16 protein-coding genes are annotated in these 16,307 nt (G+C 64.7%); 8 read left to right on the top strand and 8 right to left on the bottom strand.

Annotated elements, in window-relative coordinates; translation table 11 throughout:
- The first annotated feature begins 99 nt into the window (after window positions 1-99).
- Window positions 100-975, top strand: coding sequence for a glutathione-dependent disulfide-bond oxidoreductase (yghU, locus tag QJT82_RS07130; protein WP_028338750.1), 876 nt, complete (start codon window positions 100-102; stop codon window positions 973-975).
- A gap of 68 nt (window positions 976-1,043) precedes the next feature.
- On the opposite strand, the gene QJT82_RS07125 is transcribed toward yghU, so the two are convergent.
- The 5 genes from QJT82_RS07125 to QJT82_RS07105 form a co-directional block, all read right to left on the bottom strand.
- A complete protein-coding gene (locus QJT82_RS07125; protein WP_028338749.1) occupies window positions 1,044-1,319 on the bottom strand; it encodes a GNAT family N-acetyltransferase in 276 nt (91 codons plus the stop codon).
- Window positions 1,320-1,332: 13 nt separating this feature from the next.
- Window positions 1,333-1,950, bottom strand: coding sequence for a flavin reductase family protein (locus QJT82_RS07120; RefSeq protein WP_028338748.1), 618 nt, complete (start codon window positions 1,948-1,950; stop codon window positions 1,333-1,335).
- A 296-nt stretch (window positions 1,951-2,246) separates the two neighbouring features.
- On the bottom strand, window positions 2,247-3,521 hold the full coding sequence (locus tag QJT82_RS07115) for an acyl-CoA dehydrogenase family protein (RefSeq protein ID WP_028338747.1): 1,275 nt from the start codon (window positions 3,519-3,521) through the stop codon (window positions 2,247-2,249).
- A gap of 160 nt (window positions 3,522-3,681) precedes the next feature.
- Window positions 3,682-4,059, bottom strand: coding sequence for a VOC family protein (locus QJT82_RS07110; protein ID WP_035630932.1), 378 nt, complete (start codon window positions 4,057-4,059; stop codon window positions 3,682-3,684).
- A gap of 451 nt (window positions 4,060-4,510) precedes the next feature.
- Window positions 4,511-5,293: an SDR family oxidoreductase gene (locus QJT82_RS07105; RefSeq protein ID WP_035630930.1), complete on the bottom strand. Its 783-nt coding sequence runs from the start codon at window positions 5,291-5,293 to the stop codon at window positions 4,511-4,513.
- A gap of 151 nt (window positions 5,294-5,444) precedes the next feature.
- On the opposite strand from QJT82_RS07105, the gene QJT82_RS07100 reads away from it, so the two are divergent.
- From QJT82_RS07100 to QJT82_RS07090, 3 genes are read left to right on the top strand one after another with little or no spacing between them, the layout of a single operon-like run.
- A complete protein-coding gene (locus QJT82_RS07100; protein ID WP_028338745.1) occupies window positions 5,445-6,236 on the top strand; it encodes an enoyl-CoA hydratase/isomerase in 792 nt (263 codons plus the stop codon).
- Window positions 6,233-7,219, top strand: coding sequence for a phosphotransferase family protein (locus QJT82_RS07095; RefSeq protein WP_028338744.1), 987 nt, complete (start codon window positions 6,233-6,235; stop codon window positions 7,217-7,219). Before QJT82_RS07100 ends, QJT82_RS07095 begins: the two co-directional genes overlap by 4 nt.
- A gap of 1 nt (window position 7,220) precedes the next feature.
- Window positions 7,221-7,592, top strand: coding sequence for a DUF6285 domain-containing protein (locus QJT82_RS07090; protein ID WP_028338743.1), 372 nt, complete (start codon window positions 7,221-7,223; stop codon window positions 7,590-7,592).
- Between the two features lie 274 nt (window positions 7,593-7,866).
- On the opposite strand, the gene QJT82_RS07085 is transcribed toward QJT82_RS07090, so the two are convergent.
- Window positions 7,867-8,646 carry an enoyl-CoA hydratase-related protein gene (locus QJT82_RS07085; RefSeq protein WP_028338742.1) on the bottom strand — a complete coding sequence of 260 codons (780 nt, stop codon included), beginning with the start codon at window positions 8,644-8,646 and terminating at the stop codon, window positions 7,867-7,869.
- Window positions 8,647-8,866: 220 nt separating this feature from the next.
- On the opposite strand from QJT82_RS07085, the gene QJT82_RS07080 reads away from it, so the two are divergent.
- Together QJT82_RS07080 and QJT82_RS07075 are read left to right on the top strand one after the other, a co-directional pair.
- Window positions 8,867-10,141 (top strand): acyl-CoA dehydrogenase family protein, encoded by a 1,275-nt coding sequence (locus tag QJT82_RS07080; protein ID WP_028338741.1) that lies wholly within the window; start codon window positions 8,867-8,869, stop codon window positions 10,139-10,141.
- Window positions 10,142-10,156: 15 nt separating this feature from the next.
- Complete coding sequence (locus tag QJT82_RS07075; RefSeq protein WP_028338740.1) at window positions 10,157-10,636, top strand: GFA family protein; 480 nt, start codon at window positions 10,157-10,159, stop codon at window positions 10,634-10,636.
- Between the two features lie 193 nt (window positions 10,637-10,829).
- Here QJT82_RS07075 and QJT82_RS07070 read toward each other — a convergent pair whose 3' ends face one another.
- The gene (locus tag QJT82_RS07070; RefSeq protein ID WP_028338739.1) at window positions 10,830-12,410 is read right to left on the bottom strand and encodes a fatty acid--CoA ligase; all 1,581 of its coding nucleotides are present in this window, start codon (window positions 12,408-12,410) and stop codon (window positions 10,830-10,832) included.
- Window positions 12,411-12,662: 252 nt separating this feature from the next.
- Window positions 12,663-13,538: an SDR family oxidoreductase gene (locus QJT82_RS07065; protein WP_018270548.1), complete on the bottom strand. Its 876-nt coding sequence runs from the start codon at window positions 13,536-13,538 to the stop codon at window positions 12,663-12,665.
- Between the two features lie 100 nt (window positions 13,539-13,638).
- Here QJT82_RS07065 and QJT82_RS07060 point away from each other — a divergent pair, with 100 nt between their 5' ends.
- Both QJT82_RS07060 and QJT82_RS07055 read left to right on the top strand, forming a co-directional pair.
- Window positions 13,639-14,451: a crotonase/enoyl-CoA hydratase family protein gene (locus tag QJT82_RS07060; RefSeq protein ID WP_028338738.1), complete on the top strand. Its 813-nt coding sequence runs from the start codon at window positions 13,639-13,641 to the stop codon at window positions 14,449-14,451.
- A 137-nt stretch (window positions 14,452-14,588) separates the two neighbouring features.
- Window positions 14,589-16,133 carry an acyl-CoA synthetase gene (locus QJT82_RS07055; RefSeq protein ID WP_028338737.1) on the top strand — a complete coding sequence of 515 codons (1,545 nt, stop codon included), beginning with the start codon at window positions 14,589-14,591 and terminating at the stop codon, window positions 16,131-16,133.
- The last annotated feature ends 174 nt before the right edge of the window (window positions 16,134-16,307 follow it).

The following is a 16,307-nucleotide window of genomic DNA, read 5'->3' as shown; positions in this document are numbered from 1 at the left end:
GTGGGCAAAGTGCAGCCCGCGCACCATCTAGTGCGGACATGGGATGGGCACGGCGGCCGCCGCGCCACCAGGCAAGAACATGAATCGGGAGCCAACGACGTGAATGACATTTCTGCCTACGAGCCGCCGAAAGTCTGGACCTGGAACAAGGAGAGCGGCGGGCGCTTCGCCAGCATCAACCGGCCGATCGCCGGTCCCACCCACGACAAGGAACTGCCGGTGGGCCGCCATCCGCTGCAACTCTACTCGCTGGCGACGCCGAACGGCGTGAAGGTCACCGTGATGCTCGAAGAGCTGCTGGCGGCGGGTCACAAGGGCGCGGAATACGACGCCTGGCTGATCAAGATCGACGGCAACCAGTTCGGCAGCGGCTTCGTCGCGGTCAATCCGAACTCGAAGATCCCGGCGCTGATGGACCGCAGCGGGAAGGAGCCGGTCAGGGTGTTCGAGTCGGGCTCGATCCTGGTGTACCTCGCGGAAAAGTTCGGCGCGTTCCTGCCGACCGACGTCAAGACCCGCGCCGAAACCTTCTCCTGGCTGTTCTGGCAGATGGGCGCCGCGCCCTATCTCGGCGGCGGCTTCGGGCATTTCTATGCCTATGCGCCGACCAAGATCGAATATGCCATCGACCGCTTCGCGATGGAGGTGAAGCGCCAGCTCGACGTGCTCGACCGCAGGCTCGCCGACAACGAGTATCTCGCGGGCGATGTCTACACCATCGCCGACATGGCGGTGTGGCCCTGGTACGGCAGCCTCGCCAAGGGGCTGCTGTACGGCGGCGGCGAATTCCTCTCGGTGCAGGACTACAAGAACGTGCAGCGCTGGACCGATGCGATCGCAGCACGGCCGGCGGTGAAGCGCGGCCGGATGGTCAACCGCACCTGGGGCGAGCCGTCGAGCCAGCTCCACGAGCGCCATGAGGCCAGCGATTTCGAAACGAAGACGCAGGACAAGGTCGAGCAGGCGGCATCGTGACGAAACGCGTCATGGCCGGGACAAGCCCGGCCATGACGAATGACACGCTTTGCCAAGCCGCCCTGCGATCACCCCAACAAATCGTCATATTCCGGATGCTTCTTCATGAAGCCCTGGATGAATTCGCACTTCACCACGAGTTTGATGCCTTGCGCGCGCACCGCATCCAGCGTGGCGCGGGCGAGCTTCGAGCCGATGCCGCGGCCGCCGAGCTCCGCCGGCACCTCGGTGTGAACCAGCGTGATCGTGTCCGGTGTCTTGCGGTAGACCACGAAGGCGGTGGCGCCATCGACGGCGAGCTCGAACCGGCTCTGCGCCTCGTTGTCGCGGAATGTTTCGCTCATTGTCTCGTCCTCGTTATTTCGTCTTTGCGCCCTCGGCCGCGGGAAACACCACGCGGTCGTCGGTGCGGCAATAGCGGTCGGCGAACATGCGGCCGATCGGGTGGTAGCGCTCCATGTGGACGCGCATCGCGTCACGGTCCCACAATTCGTCGCGGATGTGGAAGTGGATGCCTTCGCCCATGATGAGCTGGCGGTCGCCATTGACGTCGATCAGCTTCCAGGTCTTGCACTCCATCGCGAACGGCGCCTCGGCGAGGCGAGGGACTGAGATCTTGCTTGAGGGCGCGAGCTTCAGGCCGAGATAATCGGGCTCGCCGATCTCGGGCGGGAAGTCGCCGGAGGTCTCATGCATCGCGCGCGCCAGCGGCTCGTCGGTCAGGTTGACCACGAATTCGCCCAGCCGCTGGATGTTGACCAGGGTATCCTTCTCGCGGCCGTCCGGCCTGCGGTTGACCGCGAACATGCAGAGCGGCGGATCCTCGCAGAACACGTTGAAGAACGAGAACGGCGCCGCATTGACGACGCCGTCGGCGCCGAGGCTCGTCACCCAGGCGATCGGCCGCGGCAGCACGAAAGAGGTCAGCACCTTGTAGCGTTCGCGCTGGCTCAGGTCGCTGGGGGAATATTCCATAATGGTCATTCCGAAAGGCGTAGGGCGGGTTGGCGCAAGGGTAACCTGCCGCCGACGGTTCGGAAAGCAAAAGGCGGGTTACGCTTGCGCGCACCCGCCTTGCAGACTTGCTTCCTTACCTCGCCCCGCTTGCGGGGAGAGGTCGTATCGCATCGAAGATGCGATACGGGTGAGGGGGAGCCTCCGCGAGTCCTTCTCTCACCGTCTTCGAGGAGGCAGCCCCTCACCCCAACCCTCTAAGAGCGAGCTGCGCTCGTCTCGACCCCGCGAAGAGCGGGGAGAGGGAGGAGGAGAAACTACGACATGCTCAGCTCGTGGCGGCCGACCACCATCCAGTGCACCTCGTCCGGACCGTCGGCGAAGCGGAGATGGCGGACGTCCTGGTACATTTCGCCGAGCGGGGACCACTGCGAGATGCCGGTGGCGCCGTGCATCTGGATCGCCTGGTCGATCACCTTGCAGGCGCGCTCGGGCACCATGGCCTTGACCATCGAGACCCAGACCCGGGCTTCCTTGTTGCCGAGCACGTCCATCGCCTTGGCCGCCTTCAGCACCATCAGCCGCATCGCTTCGATCTCACAACGCGCCTGGGCGATGATCTGCATGTTGCCGCCGAGATGGGCGATCTTCTTGCCGAAGGCTTCGCGGGTCAGGCCACGCTGCACCATCATGTCGAGCGCCTTCTCGGCCTTGCCGATGGTGCGCATGCAGTGATGGATGCGGCCGGGGCCGAGGCGGACCTGCGAGATCTCGAAGCCGCGGCCTTCGCCGAGCAGCATGTTCTCCTTCGGCACCTTGCAATTGTTGAAGCGCAGATGCATGTGGCCGCGCGGCGCATGGTCATGGCCGAACACGTGCATGGGCCCGAGGATCTCGACGCCGGGGGTGTCGATCGGCACCAGGATCTGCGATTGCTGCTTGCTCGGCGCGGCGTCGGGATTGGTCTTCACCATCACGATCATGATCTTGCAGCGCGGATCGCCGGCGCCGGAGATGTAATACTTCTCGCCGTTGATCATCCACTCGTCGCCGACCAGCTTCGCGGTGGTCGAGATGTTCTTGGCGTCGGAGGAGGCGACGTTCGGCTCGGTCATCGCATAGGCCGAGCGGATCTCGCCGTTGAGCAGCGGCTTCAGCCACTTCTCCTTCTGCGCCTTGGTGCCGACGCGCTCCAGCACCTCCATGTTGCCGGTGTCCGGCGCCGAGCAGTTCATGGTCTCGGAGGCCAGCGGGCTCTTGCCGAGCTCGGCGGCGATGTAGGCGTAGTCGAGGTTGTTGAGGCCGTCGCCGGTTTCGGCGTCGGGCAGGAAGAAGTTCCAGAGGCCGACTTCCTTGGCCTTGTCCTTGGCCTTCTGCAGGATCGCGAGCTGCTCGTCCGTGAAGCTCCAGCGGTTGGTCTTCTTCTCGCCGGCGCGATAGAACTCGACCGACATCGGGTCGACCGTGTCGCGGATGAACTGCTTCACATGATCGTAGAGCGGGCGGACCTTGTCCGACATCCGCAGGTCATTGAGCTCGTCGCCCGGATTGAGCGTGTAGTTCGTGGTGCGCGGCACATAGGCATGTTTCACTGTCTTTTCTCCCTCGCGAAGGCGCGTTTCGCGGCGAACAATAGACGCGCGCGGCGCCAAGCGCGAGCACCGATTTTTCGATCGCCCCTACCGCATCGCGGAATTTCGCGACGGCGTTTCAAACGTTGTTTGAACGCCGCCGCGGACGACGCTCGGATCGTCAGACCATCCGGTGCATCGCGCAGATCTTGTTGCCGTCGAGATCGCGCAGATAGGCAAGGTAGAGCTTCACGCCAGAACCTTCCCGTACACCCGGCGGGTCCTCGCAAGGCTTGCCGCCATTGGCGACGCCGGCCGCGTGCCAAGCCTCGACCTGCTCCGGCGAAGAGCAGGCAAAGCCGATCGTGCCGCCATTGGCATGCGTCGCCGGTTCGCCGTTGATCGGCTTGGACACCATGAAAATGCCGGCCTTGGTGAGGTACATGATGCGGTGACCGTCGACCCGGGCCGGCCGGACATCGAGCGTGCCAAGCAGCGCATCATAGAACGCCTTGGCCTTGTCCAGATCGTTGGTGCCAACCATCACGTGTGAAAACATCTGAAATATCCTCCCTGCTTGTTAAAAGCCGCCTCATTGCGTCCCTTGCGGCTCAAACGCTAGCAGCAGTTTTGCCACGACGGAAGCGACGCTGCGTCGCGCGTTGCTCTACCCGTCACTCTGCGGCCGTCATTCCGCGCCACGCAACTGCGCATCCCCGCGCGACGCTGCGATCGGCGCCGGGCTTTCCCTGTGCCCTCTGCTTTGGAGGAGGCAAGTAGACGCAAGACTTGGACGCAGCAGCGCCGCAAGGATGTGGATGCATGATGATTCACAGGCCGCGCCACATACTCGCTGTCGTCCCGGGCAAGCGCAGCGCGACCCGGGACCCATAACCACCGTTGCACATTGGGTGAGACGCTATGGCCCCAGCCTGCTTCGACAACCGCGCCCTGTGGTTATGGGTCCCTGCTTTCGCAGGGACGACATCAGTGTTGCGGCAAGAGCCAACTCAGAACGCCGTGTACCCGCCGTCGATCACAAAACAATCCGCCGTATGATAGGACGACGCCTTGCTCATGATGTAGACGGCGATGCCGCCAAAATCGCTCGGCTCGCCGAAGCGGCGCACCGGGATTCGCGGCATCACATTGGCGACGAATTTGTCGTTGGCCATGATGCCGGCGGTCATGTCGCTCTTGATCCAGCCGGGCAGGATCGCGTTCGCGGTGACGCCGTGGCGCGCGAGCTCGACGCCGAGTGCGCGGCACAGCGCGTTCAGCGCCGCCTTGGTGCCGGCATAGTGCTCGTTGCGCGCGGTGCCGAACAGCGAGGCGAGGCTCGAGGTCGCGACCAGCCGGCCGAACTTGTCGCCGGCCTCGGCGCGGTCGGTCATGTGGCGTGCCGCAGCCTGGAATACGTGAAACACGCCGTCGAGATTGGTCGCGAACATCTTGCGCCATTCTTCCTCAGTGCGGTCGATGAAGGCTCTTCGTCCGCCGCCGCCGATGCCGGCATTGGCGAAGCAGCCGTCGACGCGGCCGAAGGTGTCGAGGGTTGCCTTCATCGCGGTCTTGACCGAGCCGGGATCGCTGACGTCGCAGAATTGCGTCGCGACCTTGCCGGGGCCGGCCTTCATCGAGGCCGCGGCGTTGGCGTTTTTTTCCGCGTTGCGGCCCCAGATCGAGACGTTGCAGCCGGCGGCGTTCAGCGCCTGCGCGATGCCGAGGCCGATGCCGCCATTGCCGCCGGTGATGACAGCGACGCGGCCGGTGAGATCGAAGATGCCACTCATTGGGGTTTCCATTTGGTTTGGTGCGCGCTAATCACGCGTTCACGGATGGGCTTGCCGCCGACCATGGACAAGCCCGGCACAAAAATCAAATATGGGTCGAAGCATCGACCTACCGCGGTACCAACCGCCGAAACAAGGTGAAGAGGAAACCATGCAGTTCAAGCACGTCACGCTCGACTTCGACGGATCGGTCGCGATCCTCAAGCTCGACCACCAGGAAGTCATGAACGCGGTCTCGATCGACATGCTGGGCGGGCTTGCCGAGGCGCTCGATGCGATCGACGACAAGCGTGACGAGGTGCGCTGCCTGGTGATCACGGGCGCGGGCCGCGCCTTCTGCACCGGCGCCAATCTGCAGGGCCGCAACCAGCAGAAGCCCGGCAAGAGCAATGCCGGCGCGGCGCTGGAGACCGCGTTCCATCCGTTCCTGCGCCGATTGCGTAAGCTGCACTGTCCGATCGTGACGGCGGTGAACGGGCCGGCCGCCGGCGCCGGCATGAGCTTCGCCCTGATGGGCGATCTCATTCTGTGCGCGCGCTCGTCCTATTTCCTGCAGGCATTCCGCCGCATCGGTCTCGTGCCGGATTGCGGCTCGACCTGGCTGTTGCCGCGGCTGATCGGCAAGGCGCGCTCGGTCGAGCTGTCGCTGCTCGGCGAGCGGCTGCCGGCCGAGAAGGCGCTGGAGTGGGGTCTCGTCAACCGCGTCTATGACGACGCCTCGCTGATGGAAGAAACCATGAAGCTCGCGCACGATCTCGCCAACGGCCCGACGGTGGCGTTGTCGCTGATCCGAAAGCTCTATTGGGACAGCCCGGAAAATACCCTCGAGGATCAGCTCAATCTGGAATTCGAGTCGCAGCGCCTTGCAGGTAGTGCCGAGGATTTCAAGGAAGGTGTCACCGCATTCCTCGAGAAGCGGCCGGCGAAGTTCAAGGGCAAATGATCGAGACCGAGCTCACCCGCTGCGTCGCCTCGTTTCATCCAGGCGCAACCGGCGTCACCGGCGCCGCAAAGCTCTCCGGCGGCGCCAGCCAGGAGACCTGGACGTTCGACATCGTGCACCCGAACGGCAATGTCGGCGCGATCCTGCGCCGCGCGCCGCCGGGCTACGGTGCCGCGCCGGGCCGCGCCGCCGGCCTCGATGCCGAGGCGACGCTGATGCAGCTCGCGCATGACGCGGGCCTGCCGTCGCCGAAGGTGATGCATGTCTTGAGGCCGGAGGACGGCCTTGGCCGCGGCTTTATCATGGCGCGGGTCGAAGGCGAGACCATCGCGCGGAAAATTTTGCGCGACGAGGAATTCGCCGGCGCGCGGCCGATCCTCGCGCGCCAGCTCGGCCGCGTCATCGCCGGCATCCATGGCCTGCCGCAGGCGAAATTGCCCAAGCTGCGCGGCCTGACGGCGACCAAGGAGATCGAGGATCTCGCCCGCGAGTATCACAGCTTCAACTGGCCGCGGCCGGTGTTCGAGCTGGCGCTGCGCTGGCTGCGCGATCACGATCCCGGTCCGTCGTCCGAGGTGACGCTGGTGCACGGCGATTTCCGCCACGGCAACCTGATCATCGGCCCCGACGGGGTGCGCGCGGTGCTCGACTGGGAGCTCGCGCATACCGGCGATCCCATGGAGGATCTCGGCTGGATCTGCGTCAACTCCTGGCGCTTCGGCGAGATCGACAAGCCGGTCGGCGGCTTCGGCACACGCGAAGATCTGTTCGCAGGCTATGCAGAAGCCGGCCGCAAGGCCGACCCCGACCGCGTGATGTTCTGGGAAGTGATGGGCACGCTGCGCTGGGGCGTGATGTGCTGCGGCATGATGCAGCGCTTCCGAAGTGGCCCGGACCACTCGATGGAGCGCGCGATGATCGGGCGGCGCGCGTCGGAGACCGAGATTGATCTGCTTAGGCTACTCGCACCGAGAGGTCGTTGAGATGCAGGACGAACCGACACCCACCGAACTGATCAAGGCCGTCGCCGATTTCCTGCGCGGCGAGATCGCGCCTGCGATCAAGGGGCACAACGGCTTCAAGCTGCGCGTCGGTATCAACGCGCTCGATCTGGTGACACGCCAGCTCGCGCTCGCCGAGGCCGGCGATGCGACCGAGGCCGCGCGGCTGAAGCAATTGCTGGGCGCCGACGGAACGCTGATGGAGCTGAACCGCGCGCTGTCGGAGAAGATCGCAGGTGGCGAGGTCGATCTGAAAACGCCAGGACTATCGGAGCATCTGTGGCAGACCACGCTGGACAAGCTCGCCGTCGACCAGCCGAACTACGCATCCTACAAGCGGGAACTCGGAAAATAGGATGGCTAGAGCGAAGCGAAACCCATCGGGACGCGCGGCAAGCGCTGATGGGTTTCGCTGCGCTTCAACAACCTCGCCGTCGTCCCGGCCTAGTGCGCAATTGCGCACGGGGGCCGGGACCCATAACCCCAAATCTCACTTGTGGTGCGATGCTGGGGCTACAGCCTTTCATCCACAATTCACATAGATGGTAATGGGTCCCGGCCTTCGCCGGGACGACGAGGGGAGACAGGCATGCGCTCACTCCCCCGCCATTGAGGTGTGGACGAAGTCTTTACCGCCCCAGCCACTTCGGCGGGCGCTTCTCCGAAAACGCCTTCGGTCCCTCGATGTAATCCTGTGAGGCGGCCATCGCCTTCACCGCCGGATACTCGCGCTGCTCCGCCAGCGCCTGCTCGAGCGAGACTTCGAGGCCCTTCTGGATCGCCTGCTTGGAGGCGCGGATCGACATCGGCGAGTTCTTGGTGATGGTCTCGGCCCAGCGCTCGGCGGCTGCCAGCGCCTCGCCCTGCGGCACCACCTCGTTGACGAAGCCGAGTTCGAGGCCTTCCTTGGCGCTGACATGGCGCGCGGTCAGGATCATGCCCGTGGCGCGCTTCAGCCCGATCTGGCGCGGCAGCCGGTGCAGGCCGCCGGCAAGCGCGGCAAGGCCGACGCGCGGCTCGGGCAGGGCGAAGGTCGCATTCTCGGATGCGATGATCAGGTCGCAGGCCAATGCGATCTCGAACCCGCCGCCCATCGCGACGCCGTTGACGGCGGCGATGATCGGCTTGTCGCAGTCGAAGCGGGTGGTGAGGCCGGCAAAGCCGCCCTTGTCCCAGCCGCGCTTGCCGCCGGCGGCCTGCCATTTCAGGTCATTGCCGGCGCAGAACGCCTTGTCGCCGGCGCCGGTGACGATCGCGACCCACTGCTCGGGATCGGCGGAGAAGTCGTCGAACACCTTGTTGAGCTCGAAATGCGCGTCGATATGCAGCGCGTTGTAAACCTCGGGCCGCGACAGCGTCACGATGGTGATGGGACCCCTGCGCGTCACCTTGGAGAATTTCAGATCCATGTTTGCTCCCGTCGATTTTCTGCGGCGAAGAATATTGCTCATATCCTAGCGCCTGCGCGGCGTTCCGTGCCATCCAATTACGCAAGGCGACCGCGCGCGCAAGCCTCGCTCACCTGCTTGACTTGGCGACAGGCTTCTCACCTTAATCGATCCGAACGCGGATGCGCGACAGCGTCTAGACGCAAAATCAGAATCAACAATATTTCCGGGAGAGACCGCCTTGGATTTCAATCTGCCGGCTGACCTGACAGCCTATCTCGCCGAGCTCGATCGCTTCATCGAACGCGAGATCAAGCCGCTGGAAGAGGCTGATGACAACATCCGCTTCTTCGACCATCGCCGTGAATGGGCGCGCACCGACTTCGACAAGGGCGGCCTGCCGCGCCATGAATGGGAGCTGCTGCTGCGCAAGGCCAAGAACCTGGCCGATGCGGCCGGCCATCTGCGCTTCGCGATCCCGAAGCGTTACGGCGGCAAGGACGGCTCCAACCTCTGGATGGCCGTCATCCGCGAACACTTTGCCTCAAAGGGTCTCGGCCTGCACAACGATTTGCAGAACGAGCACTCGATCGTCGGTAATCTGCCGATCGTGACCATGCTCGACCGCTACGGAACCGACGAGCAGAAGGCGATGATCGACGGCTCGATCACCGGCAAGTACCGCATCACGTTTGGTTTGACGGAGCCCGAGCACGGTTCCGACGCCACGCATATGGAGACCAGGGCGGTGCAGGCCACGCGTGACAACGTCAAGGGCTGGATCATCAACGGCGAGAAGATGTGGACGACAGGCATGCATGTCGCCACCCACTGCGCGCTGTTTGCCCGCACCTCCGGCAACGACGGCGACGCCCGCGGCATCACCTGCTTCCTGGTGCCGGCGAAATCGGCGGGCGTGAAGGTCGAGGAGTATATGTGGACCTTCAACATGCCGACCGACCATCCGCGGGTCAGCTTCACCGATGTGTTCGTGCCTGAGGACGCGCAGTTCGGCGAGGTCGGCCGCGGACTGTCGCTGGCGCAATGCTTCGTGCACGAGAACCGCATCCGCCAGGCGGCGAGCTCGCTCGGCGCTGCGGTCTACTGCATCAATGAGAGCGTGAAATATGCCCGCGAGCGCAAGCCGTTCGGCAAGGCGCTGGCCGAGAATCAGGCGATCCAGTGGCCGCTGGTCGAGCTCGCGACCCAGGCCGAGATGCTGCGGCTGTTGATCCGCAAGACCGCCTGGGAGATGGATCAATTGACCCAGGCGCAGGTCGAGCACACGCTGTCCGACCGGGTCTCGATGTGCAATTTCTGGGCAAACCGTCTGTGCTGCGAGGCCGCTGACCGCGCGATGCAGGTGCATGGCGGCATGGGCTATTCGCGCCACAAGCCGTTCGAGCACATTTATCGCCATCACCGCCGCTATCGCATCACCGAAGGCAGCGAGGAGATCCAGAAGCGCAAGGTGGCGGGCTTCCTGTTCGGCTACATGGGAGCCGGCAAGCACTGACGCAGAGGAGGCGGCATGAGCATGGAAGGTGGATGCACCTGCAGAAACGTCCGCTACCGCCTGACCGGCAGGCCGCTGATCGTGCACGCCTGCCACTGCACCTGGTGCCAGCGCGAGACCGGCACCGTGCATGCGCTCAACGCGATGTACGAGGCCGAACGGGTCGCGCACATCGCGGCCGAGCCCGAGATCGTCGACACGCCGTCGGCGAGCGGCAAGGGGCAGAAGATCGCGCGCTGCCCCATCTGCAAGGTCGCGGTGTGGAGCAATTACCCGGGCGCGGGACCGGCGGTGCGCTTCGTCCGCGTCGGCACGCTGGATGATCCGAGCCAGTGTCCGCCGGACGTCCACATCTTCACGTCGTCGAAGCAGCCCTGGGTGACGTTCCCGCCGGGCGCGAAAGTGTTCGCTGAGTATTACGATCGGAAAGAGGTCTGGCCGGAGGAGGCGCAGGAGCGCTGGGGCATCTTGCGGGAGAAGATGAAGAAGGCGTGATGCGTGTCTCGCTCCATCGTCGTCCCTGCGAAAGCAGGGACCCATAACCACAAGTGGCCGTTGATGGAGAGGGATGTGGCCCCAGTATCGCACCACCACGAACAGCGGTGGTTATGGGTCCCGGCTCGCGCGGAGCCTGTCATCGGGCGGCGCTTCGCGCCGACCCGTTGGCTTGGCCGGACGACAGAGAGGGCTAGTTCACCTGCCGGTCCTTGCCCGCCCAATACGGTTCACGCAGGCTTCGCCGCAAAATCTTGCCCGACGGGTTGCGCGGCAGCGCCGGGATGAAGTCGACCGATTTCGGCGTCTTGTAGCCGGCGATCCGTTCGCGCGTGAAGTTGATGATGTCGGTCGCGGTCGCGGTTTTTCCCGGCTTCATCACCACCACCGCCTTCACCGCCTCGCCCCATTTGTCGTCGGGAATGCCGATCACGGCGGCTTCCGCCACGTCCGGATGGTCGCACAGCGCGCTCTCGACCTCGGCCGGATAGATATTCTCGCCGCCGGAGATGATCATGTCCTTGATGCGGTCGTGGATGTAGAGATAGCCGTCCTTGTCCATGTAGCCGGCGTCGCCGGTGCGCAGCCAGCCGTCACCGTCGATCGTGCGCGCGGTGGCCTCGGGCAAATTCCAGTAGCCGGCCATGTTGGAGCCGGAGCGGGTGGCGATCTCGCCGACTTCGCCCGGCGGCAGCGGCTTGCCATCCGGATCGAGGATCGCGAGCTCGATGCCGGGCAACGCCTTGCCGGCCGAGCGCATGCGATCGAGCCCCTCGATGTGATCCTCCGGCGGCAGCGCGACGATGGTGCCGGTGGTCTCGGTCATGCCGTACATCTGCACGAAGCCGCATTTGAAGACCTCGATGCACTCCTTCAGCAGCGCCGCCGGAATCGGGGAGGCGCCATAAAGCATGTATTTCAGGCGGGAGAAGTCGACCTGCCGCGCGCGCGGCTGCCGCACCACGAATTGCATCGCGGCCGGCACCATGAACAGCTTGGTGATGCCGGACTGCTCGAAGAAGTCGAGCACCTTGGTCGGGTCGAACTCGCGCGCGATCACGCCGCGGGCGCCGTGATAGAGCCCCATCACGCCCCAGCCGGAGCCGCCGATGTGGAAGATCGGCATCGCGACCAGCGAGACGTCGTCGGTGGTCCAGCGGTTCCATTCCGGCTTCTCGGCCTCGTTGCCGCTCTGCACGAGGTTGAGGAAATTGGCGTGCGACAGCATCGCGCCTTTCGGCTTGCCCGTCGTGCCCGAGGTGTAGAGCTGGATTGCGATGTCCTTTGGCTCGATCGCAACGCGCGGGTCGTCGCCGCCCTGCGCATCGCGCCAGGCGAGAAAGTCGGGCCATTCCGGCGCGCCGCCTTCGGTCGTGATAATGGTGCGGACGCTCGGCAGCTTGTCGCGGATGTTGCGCGCCTGCGTGACGAATTCGGGGCCGACGAACAGCACGGGGGCCTTGCAGTCGTCGACGATGAAGGCGACCTCGGGGCCTGCCAGGCGCCAGTTCACCGGCGCCATCACCACGCCGGCCTTCATCGCCCCCATCAACAGCTCGAAATAGAAGTCGCTGTTCTTGCCGAGATAGGCGATCCGCTCGCCCTTCTTGACGCCCATCGCGATCAGCGCGTTGGCGACGCGGTTGGTCTTGATGTCGAACTCGGCGAAGCTGGTTTGCCGTCCCTCGAATTCATAGGCCAGCGCAGCGCCGCGGCTTTTGGCGCGCTCGCGCACCATGTCGGCAAGATTGGTCAGCTTCGGCGCGTCGGACATGTTTCCCCCGTGACGTCTTGTTTTGGTTGCGCGGAGTGTGGCGGCATCCGGCAGCAAAGACAATACGGAGGGGCGTCCACGATCCATCCACATCGTCGTCCCGGGCAAGCGAAGCGCGACCCGGGACCCATAACCACAGGATCGAGTTGTCGAGTGCGCTGTGGCCCCAGCGTGCTCGGTAGCTTTGAGCGGTGGTTATGGGTCCCTGCTTTCGCAGGGACGACAGTAGTGATTGAGGAGCAAGCGCGGGCTTCAGCCCCGCGCCGCGCGGTCCTTTTCGTTCTGGGCCTTGATCGACTCGCGCGCCTTGGTCCAGTCGTCGTCGCTCCAGTCGCGCAGCTGGTAGAAATTGCCGCCCATCGCGAGCGCCTGCGCGCCGTCCATGGCGATGGTCTCGCCGTTGATCCAGTCGCAGCCGCCGGAGATCAGGAACACGGCGAGGTTCTGCAATTCCTCCATGGTGCCGACGCGGCCCATCGGGTTCATCGCCTTGGTCCGCGCGCCGGCCTCGTCACCGGGCTTGATGCGCTTGCTCATGCCCTCGGTCGGGATCTCGCCGGGCGCGATGGTGTTGAGGCGGATGCCGTGACGGCCCCATTCGATGGCGAGCGACATGGTCATGGCGTGGATCGCCGACTTGCTCATCGCCGACGGCACCACGTAAGGCGAGCCGTTGCGCACCCAGGTCACGGTGATCGACACCACGTTGCCGCGATGGCCGCCAGCGATCCAGCGCCGGCCCACCGCGTGCGTCACATAGAAGGTGCCGTGCATTACGATGTTGGCGACCGCATCGAAGCCGCGCGGCGACAATTCTTCCGAGCGCGAGATGAAATTGCCGGCGGCGTTGTTGATGAGATCGGTGAGCGGACCGCTGGTGGTCCAGATCGCCTCGATCATCTCGTCGACCGCCATGGCGTTGCGGATATCGACGCCGTGGCTGACCACGCGCCCGCCATGCTCGGCCATCAGCTCGGTTGCGGTTTCATCGCAGACGCTCTTGCGGCGGCCGCAGATATGCACCTCGGCCCCGAGCTGCAGGAACCGCGAGGCCATGGACTTGCCGAGGCCTGTGCCACCACCGGTTACCAGTATGCGCCGCCCGGCAAGAAGCTGATCAGAGAACATCGTTTCCTCCACGGGGGTTGTCAGTTAATTGGTCGATTGACTAAAAGCGGACAACGGCCTTTCTGTAAAGCGCCAACAAGGAACAGCGGAGGAGATTTCAATGGAAGATCGCGTTTCGATATCGATTTCGGACGGTATCGCCGATGTCCGCCTGGTGCGGGCGGACAAGATGAACGCGCTCGACGCCGCGATGTTCGAGGCGTTGGTGGCCGCAACCGACCGGCTTTCCAGGGAAAAAGCCGTTCGGGTGGTGGTGCTGTCCGGCGAGGGCCGGGCGTTCTGCGCCGGGCTCGACATGGGCCGTTTCGCCGCCATGAAGGACGGCGGTAACGGAGTGCCGGGCGGCGAAAAGCGCGATCTCACCATCCGCACCCACGGCAAGGCCAATTTCCCGCAGCAGGCGGTCTGGGGCTGGCGCCAGCTTCCGGTGCCGGTGATCGCCGCGGTCCACGGCGTCGCGTTCGGCGGCGGCTTCCAGCTCGCGCTCGGCGCCGACATGCGCTTCCTCTCGCAGGATGCGCGGATGTCGATCATGGAGATCAAATGGGGCCTTGTGCCCGACATGGCGGGCACGCCGATCCTCGCGAGCCTCGTGCGCGACGACATCCTGCGCGAGCTCACTTATACCGGCCGTATCTTCTCGGCGCAGGAGGCCCAAAGTTACGGCCTTGCCACCCGCGTCTGCGACGACCCGCGCGCCGCGGCGCTCGAGGTCGCGCGCGAGATCGCCGGCAAGAGCCCGGATGCGATCCGTGCCGCCAAGCGCATGCTCAACAATCTGTCGGTCGATCCGGCGGCCGCGCTGCTCGCGGAATCCGTCGAGCAGCAGAAATTGCTCGGCAGCCCGAACCAGACCGAATCCGTGCGCGCCAATCTGGAGAAGCGCGCGCCAAGGTTTGCGGATGCGGGCTGACACGGCAGTCATTCCGGGGCGATGCGCAGCATCGAACTATGGTGCGCAATTGCGCACCGGAGAATCTCGAGATTCCGGGTTCGCGCTCTGCGCGCCCCGGAATGACATTTAACCCGACGAAAGATCGGACAACGACAATGGAAACGTCCCAGCCCTTCCTCGGCATCGTCAGCGGCGGTCGCCGGCGCGATCACGCTGCAGTGGCCGAGCGCGCCGACCGTATTGCCAGCGGCCTCAACGAACTCGGCGTCAAGCCGGGCGACAGCGTCTGCATGCTGATGCGCAACGACATCGCCTTCATCGAGGCTGCCTATGCCGCGATGCGACTCGGCGCCTATGGCGTGCCGATCAACTGGCACTTCAAGCCGGACGAGATCAACTATGTGCTGACGGATTCCGGCACGCGCGTCCTGATCGGTCATGCCGACATGCTGCATCCGCTGCGCGGTGCGATCCCGCCCGGTGTCATCGTGCTCGGCGTGCCGACGCCGCCGGAAATCCTCGCCAACTACAAGATCAATCCCGACCATCTGGCGACACCGGATTTCGCGATCGATTTCGAAGCCTGGCTCGCGCAATTCCCGCGCTACGACGGCCCGGTGGTGCCGCAGCCGCAGAACATGATCTACACCTCGGGCACGACAGGCCATCCGAAGGGCGTGCGCCGCTTCGCGCCGACGCCGGAGCAAACCGCCAATGCGGAAGCGATGCGCGCGATGATCTACGGCCTGAAGCCCGGCGCACGCGCGATCCTGCCGGGACCGCTCTACCATTCCGCGCCGAATTCCTTCGGTTTGCGCTCGGGCAAGCTCGGCGGCGCGCTGGTGCTGATGCCGCGCTTCGACGCGGAGGAGTTTCTGCAGCTGATCGCGCGCGAGCGAATCGATACTATCTTCATGGTGCCGACGATGTTCATCCGCCTGATGAAGCTGCCAGAGGAGGTGCGCCGGAAGTACGACATGTCGTCGCTGCGCCACATCATCCATGCCGCCGCGCCCTGTCCGCCCGATGTCAAGCGCGCCATGATCGAATGGTGGGGGCCGGTGATCTACGAGTTCTACGGCTCGACCGAGTCAGGCGCGGTCACCTTCGCCAATTCCGAGGACGCGCTGAAGAAGCCCGGCACGGTCGGAAAGATCTCGCCCGGTGCCGAGCTGCGCTTCGTCGGCGACGACGGCAAGGAGGTGCCGCAGGGGCAGATCGGCGAGATCTATTCGCGGATCAAGGGCAATCCCGATTTCACCTATCACAACAAGTCGGAGAAGCGCGCCGAGATCGACCGGCAGGGATTCATCACCTCGGGCGACGTCGGCTATATCGATGCCGACGGCTACGTCTTCATCTGCGATCGCAAGCGCGACATGGTGATCTCGGGTGGCGTCAACATCTATCCGGCCGAAATCGAGGCGGTGCTGCATGCCGTTCCCGGCGTGCACGATTGCGCGGTGTTCGGCATTCCGGATGCCGAGTTCGGCGAGGCGCTGATGGCGGTGGTCGAGCCGCAGCCAGGCGTCGTGCTCGACATCGCCTCCGTCCGCGCCCAGCTGAAGACTGCGCTCGCCGATTACAAGGTGCCCAAGCACATCGAGATCCAGACCAACCTGCCGCGTGAAGATTCCGGAAAAATCTTCAAGCGCCGGCTGCGCGATCCGTATTGGGAGCGGGCGGGGCGGCGGATCTAGCGCCACAAAACTCGCCGTCGTCCCGGGCAAGCCAACGGGTCGGCGCGAAGCGCCGCCCGATGACAGGCTCCGCGCGACCCGGGACCCATAACCACGGATGTCCCCGTTGCGGGCTGTGGCCCCGTCCGATCCCAACCTCGGATATCGGTGGTTATGGGTCCCTGCTTTCGCGGG

This window comes from Bradyrhizobium sp. Mp19, assembly GCF_029952935.1.
GTDB lineage: Bacteria > Pseudomonadota > Alphaproteobacteria > Rhizobiales > Xanthobacteraceae > Bradyrhizobium > Bradyrhizobium elkanii.
This window is presented reverse-complemented; position numbering and strand designations above follow the sequence as displayed.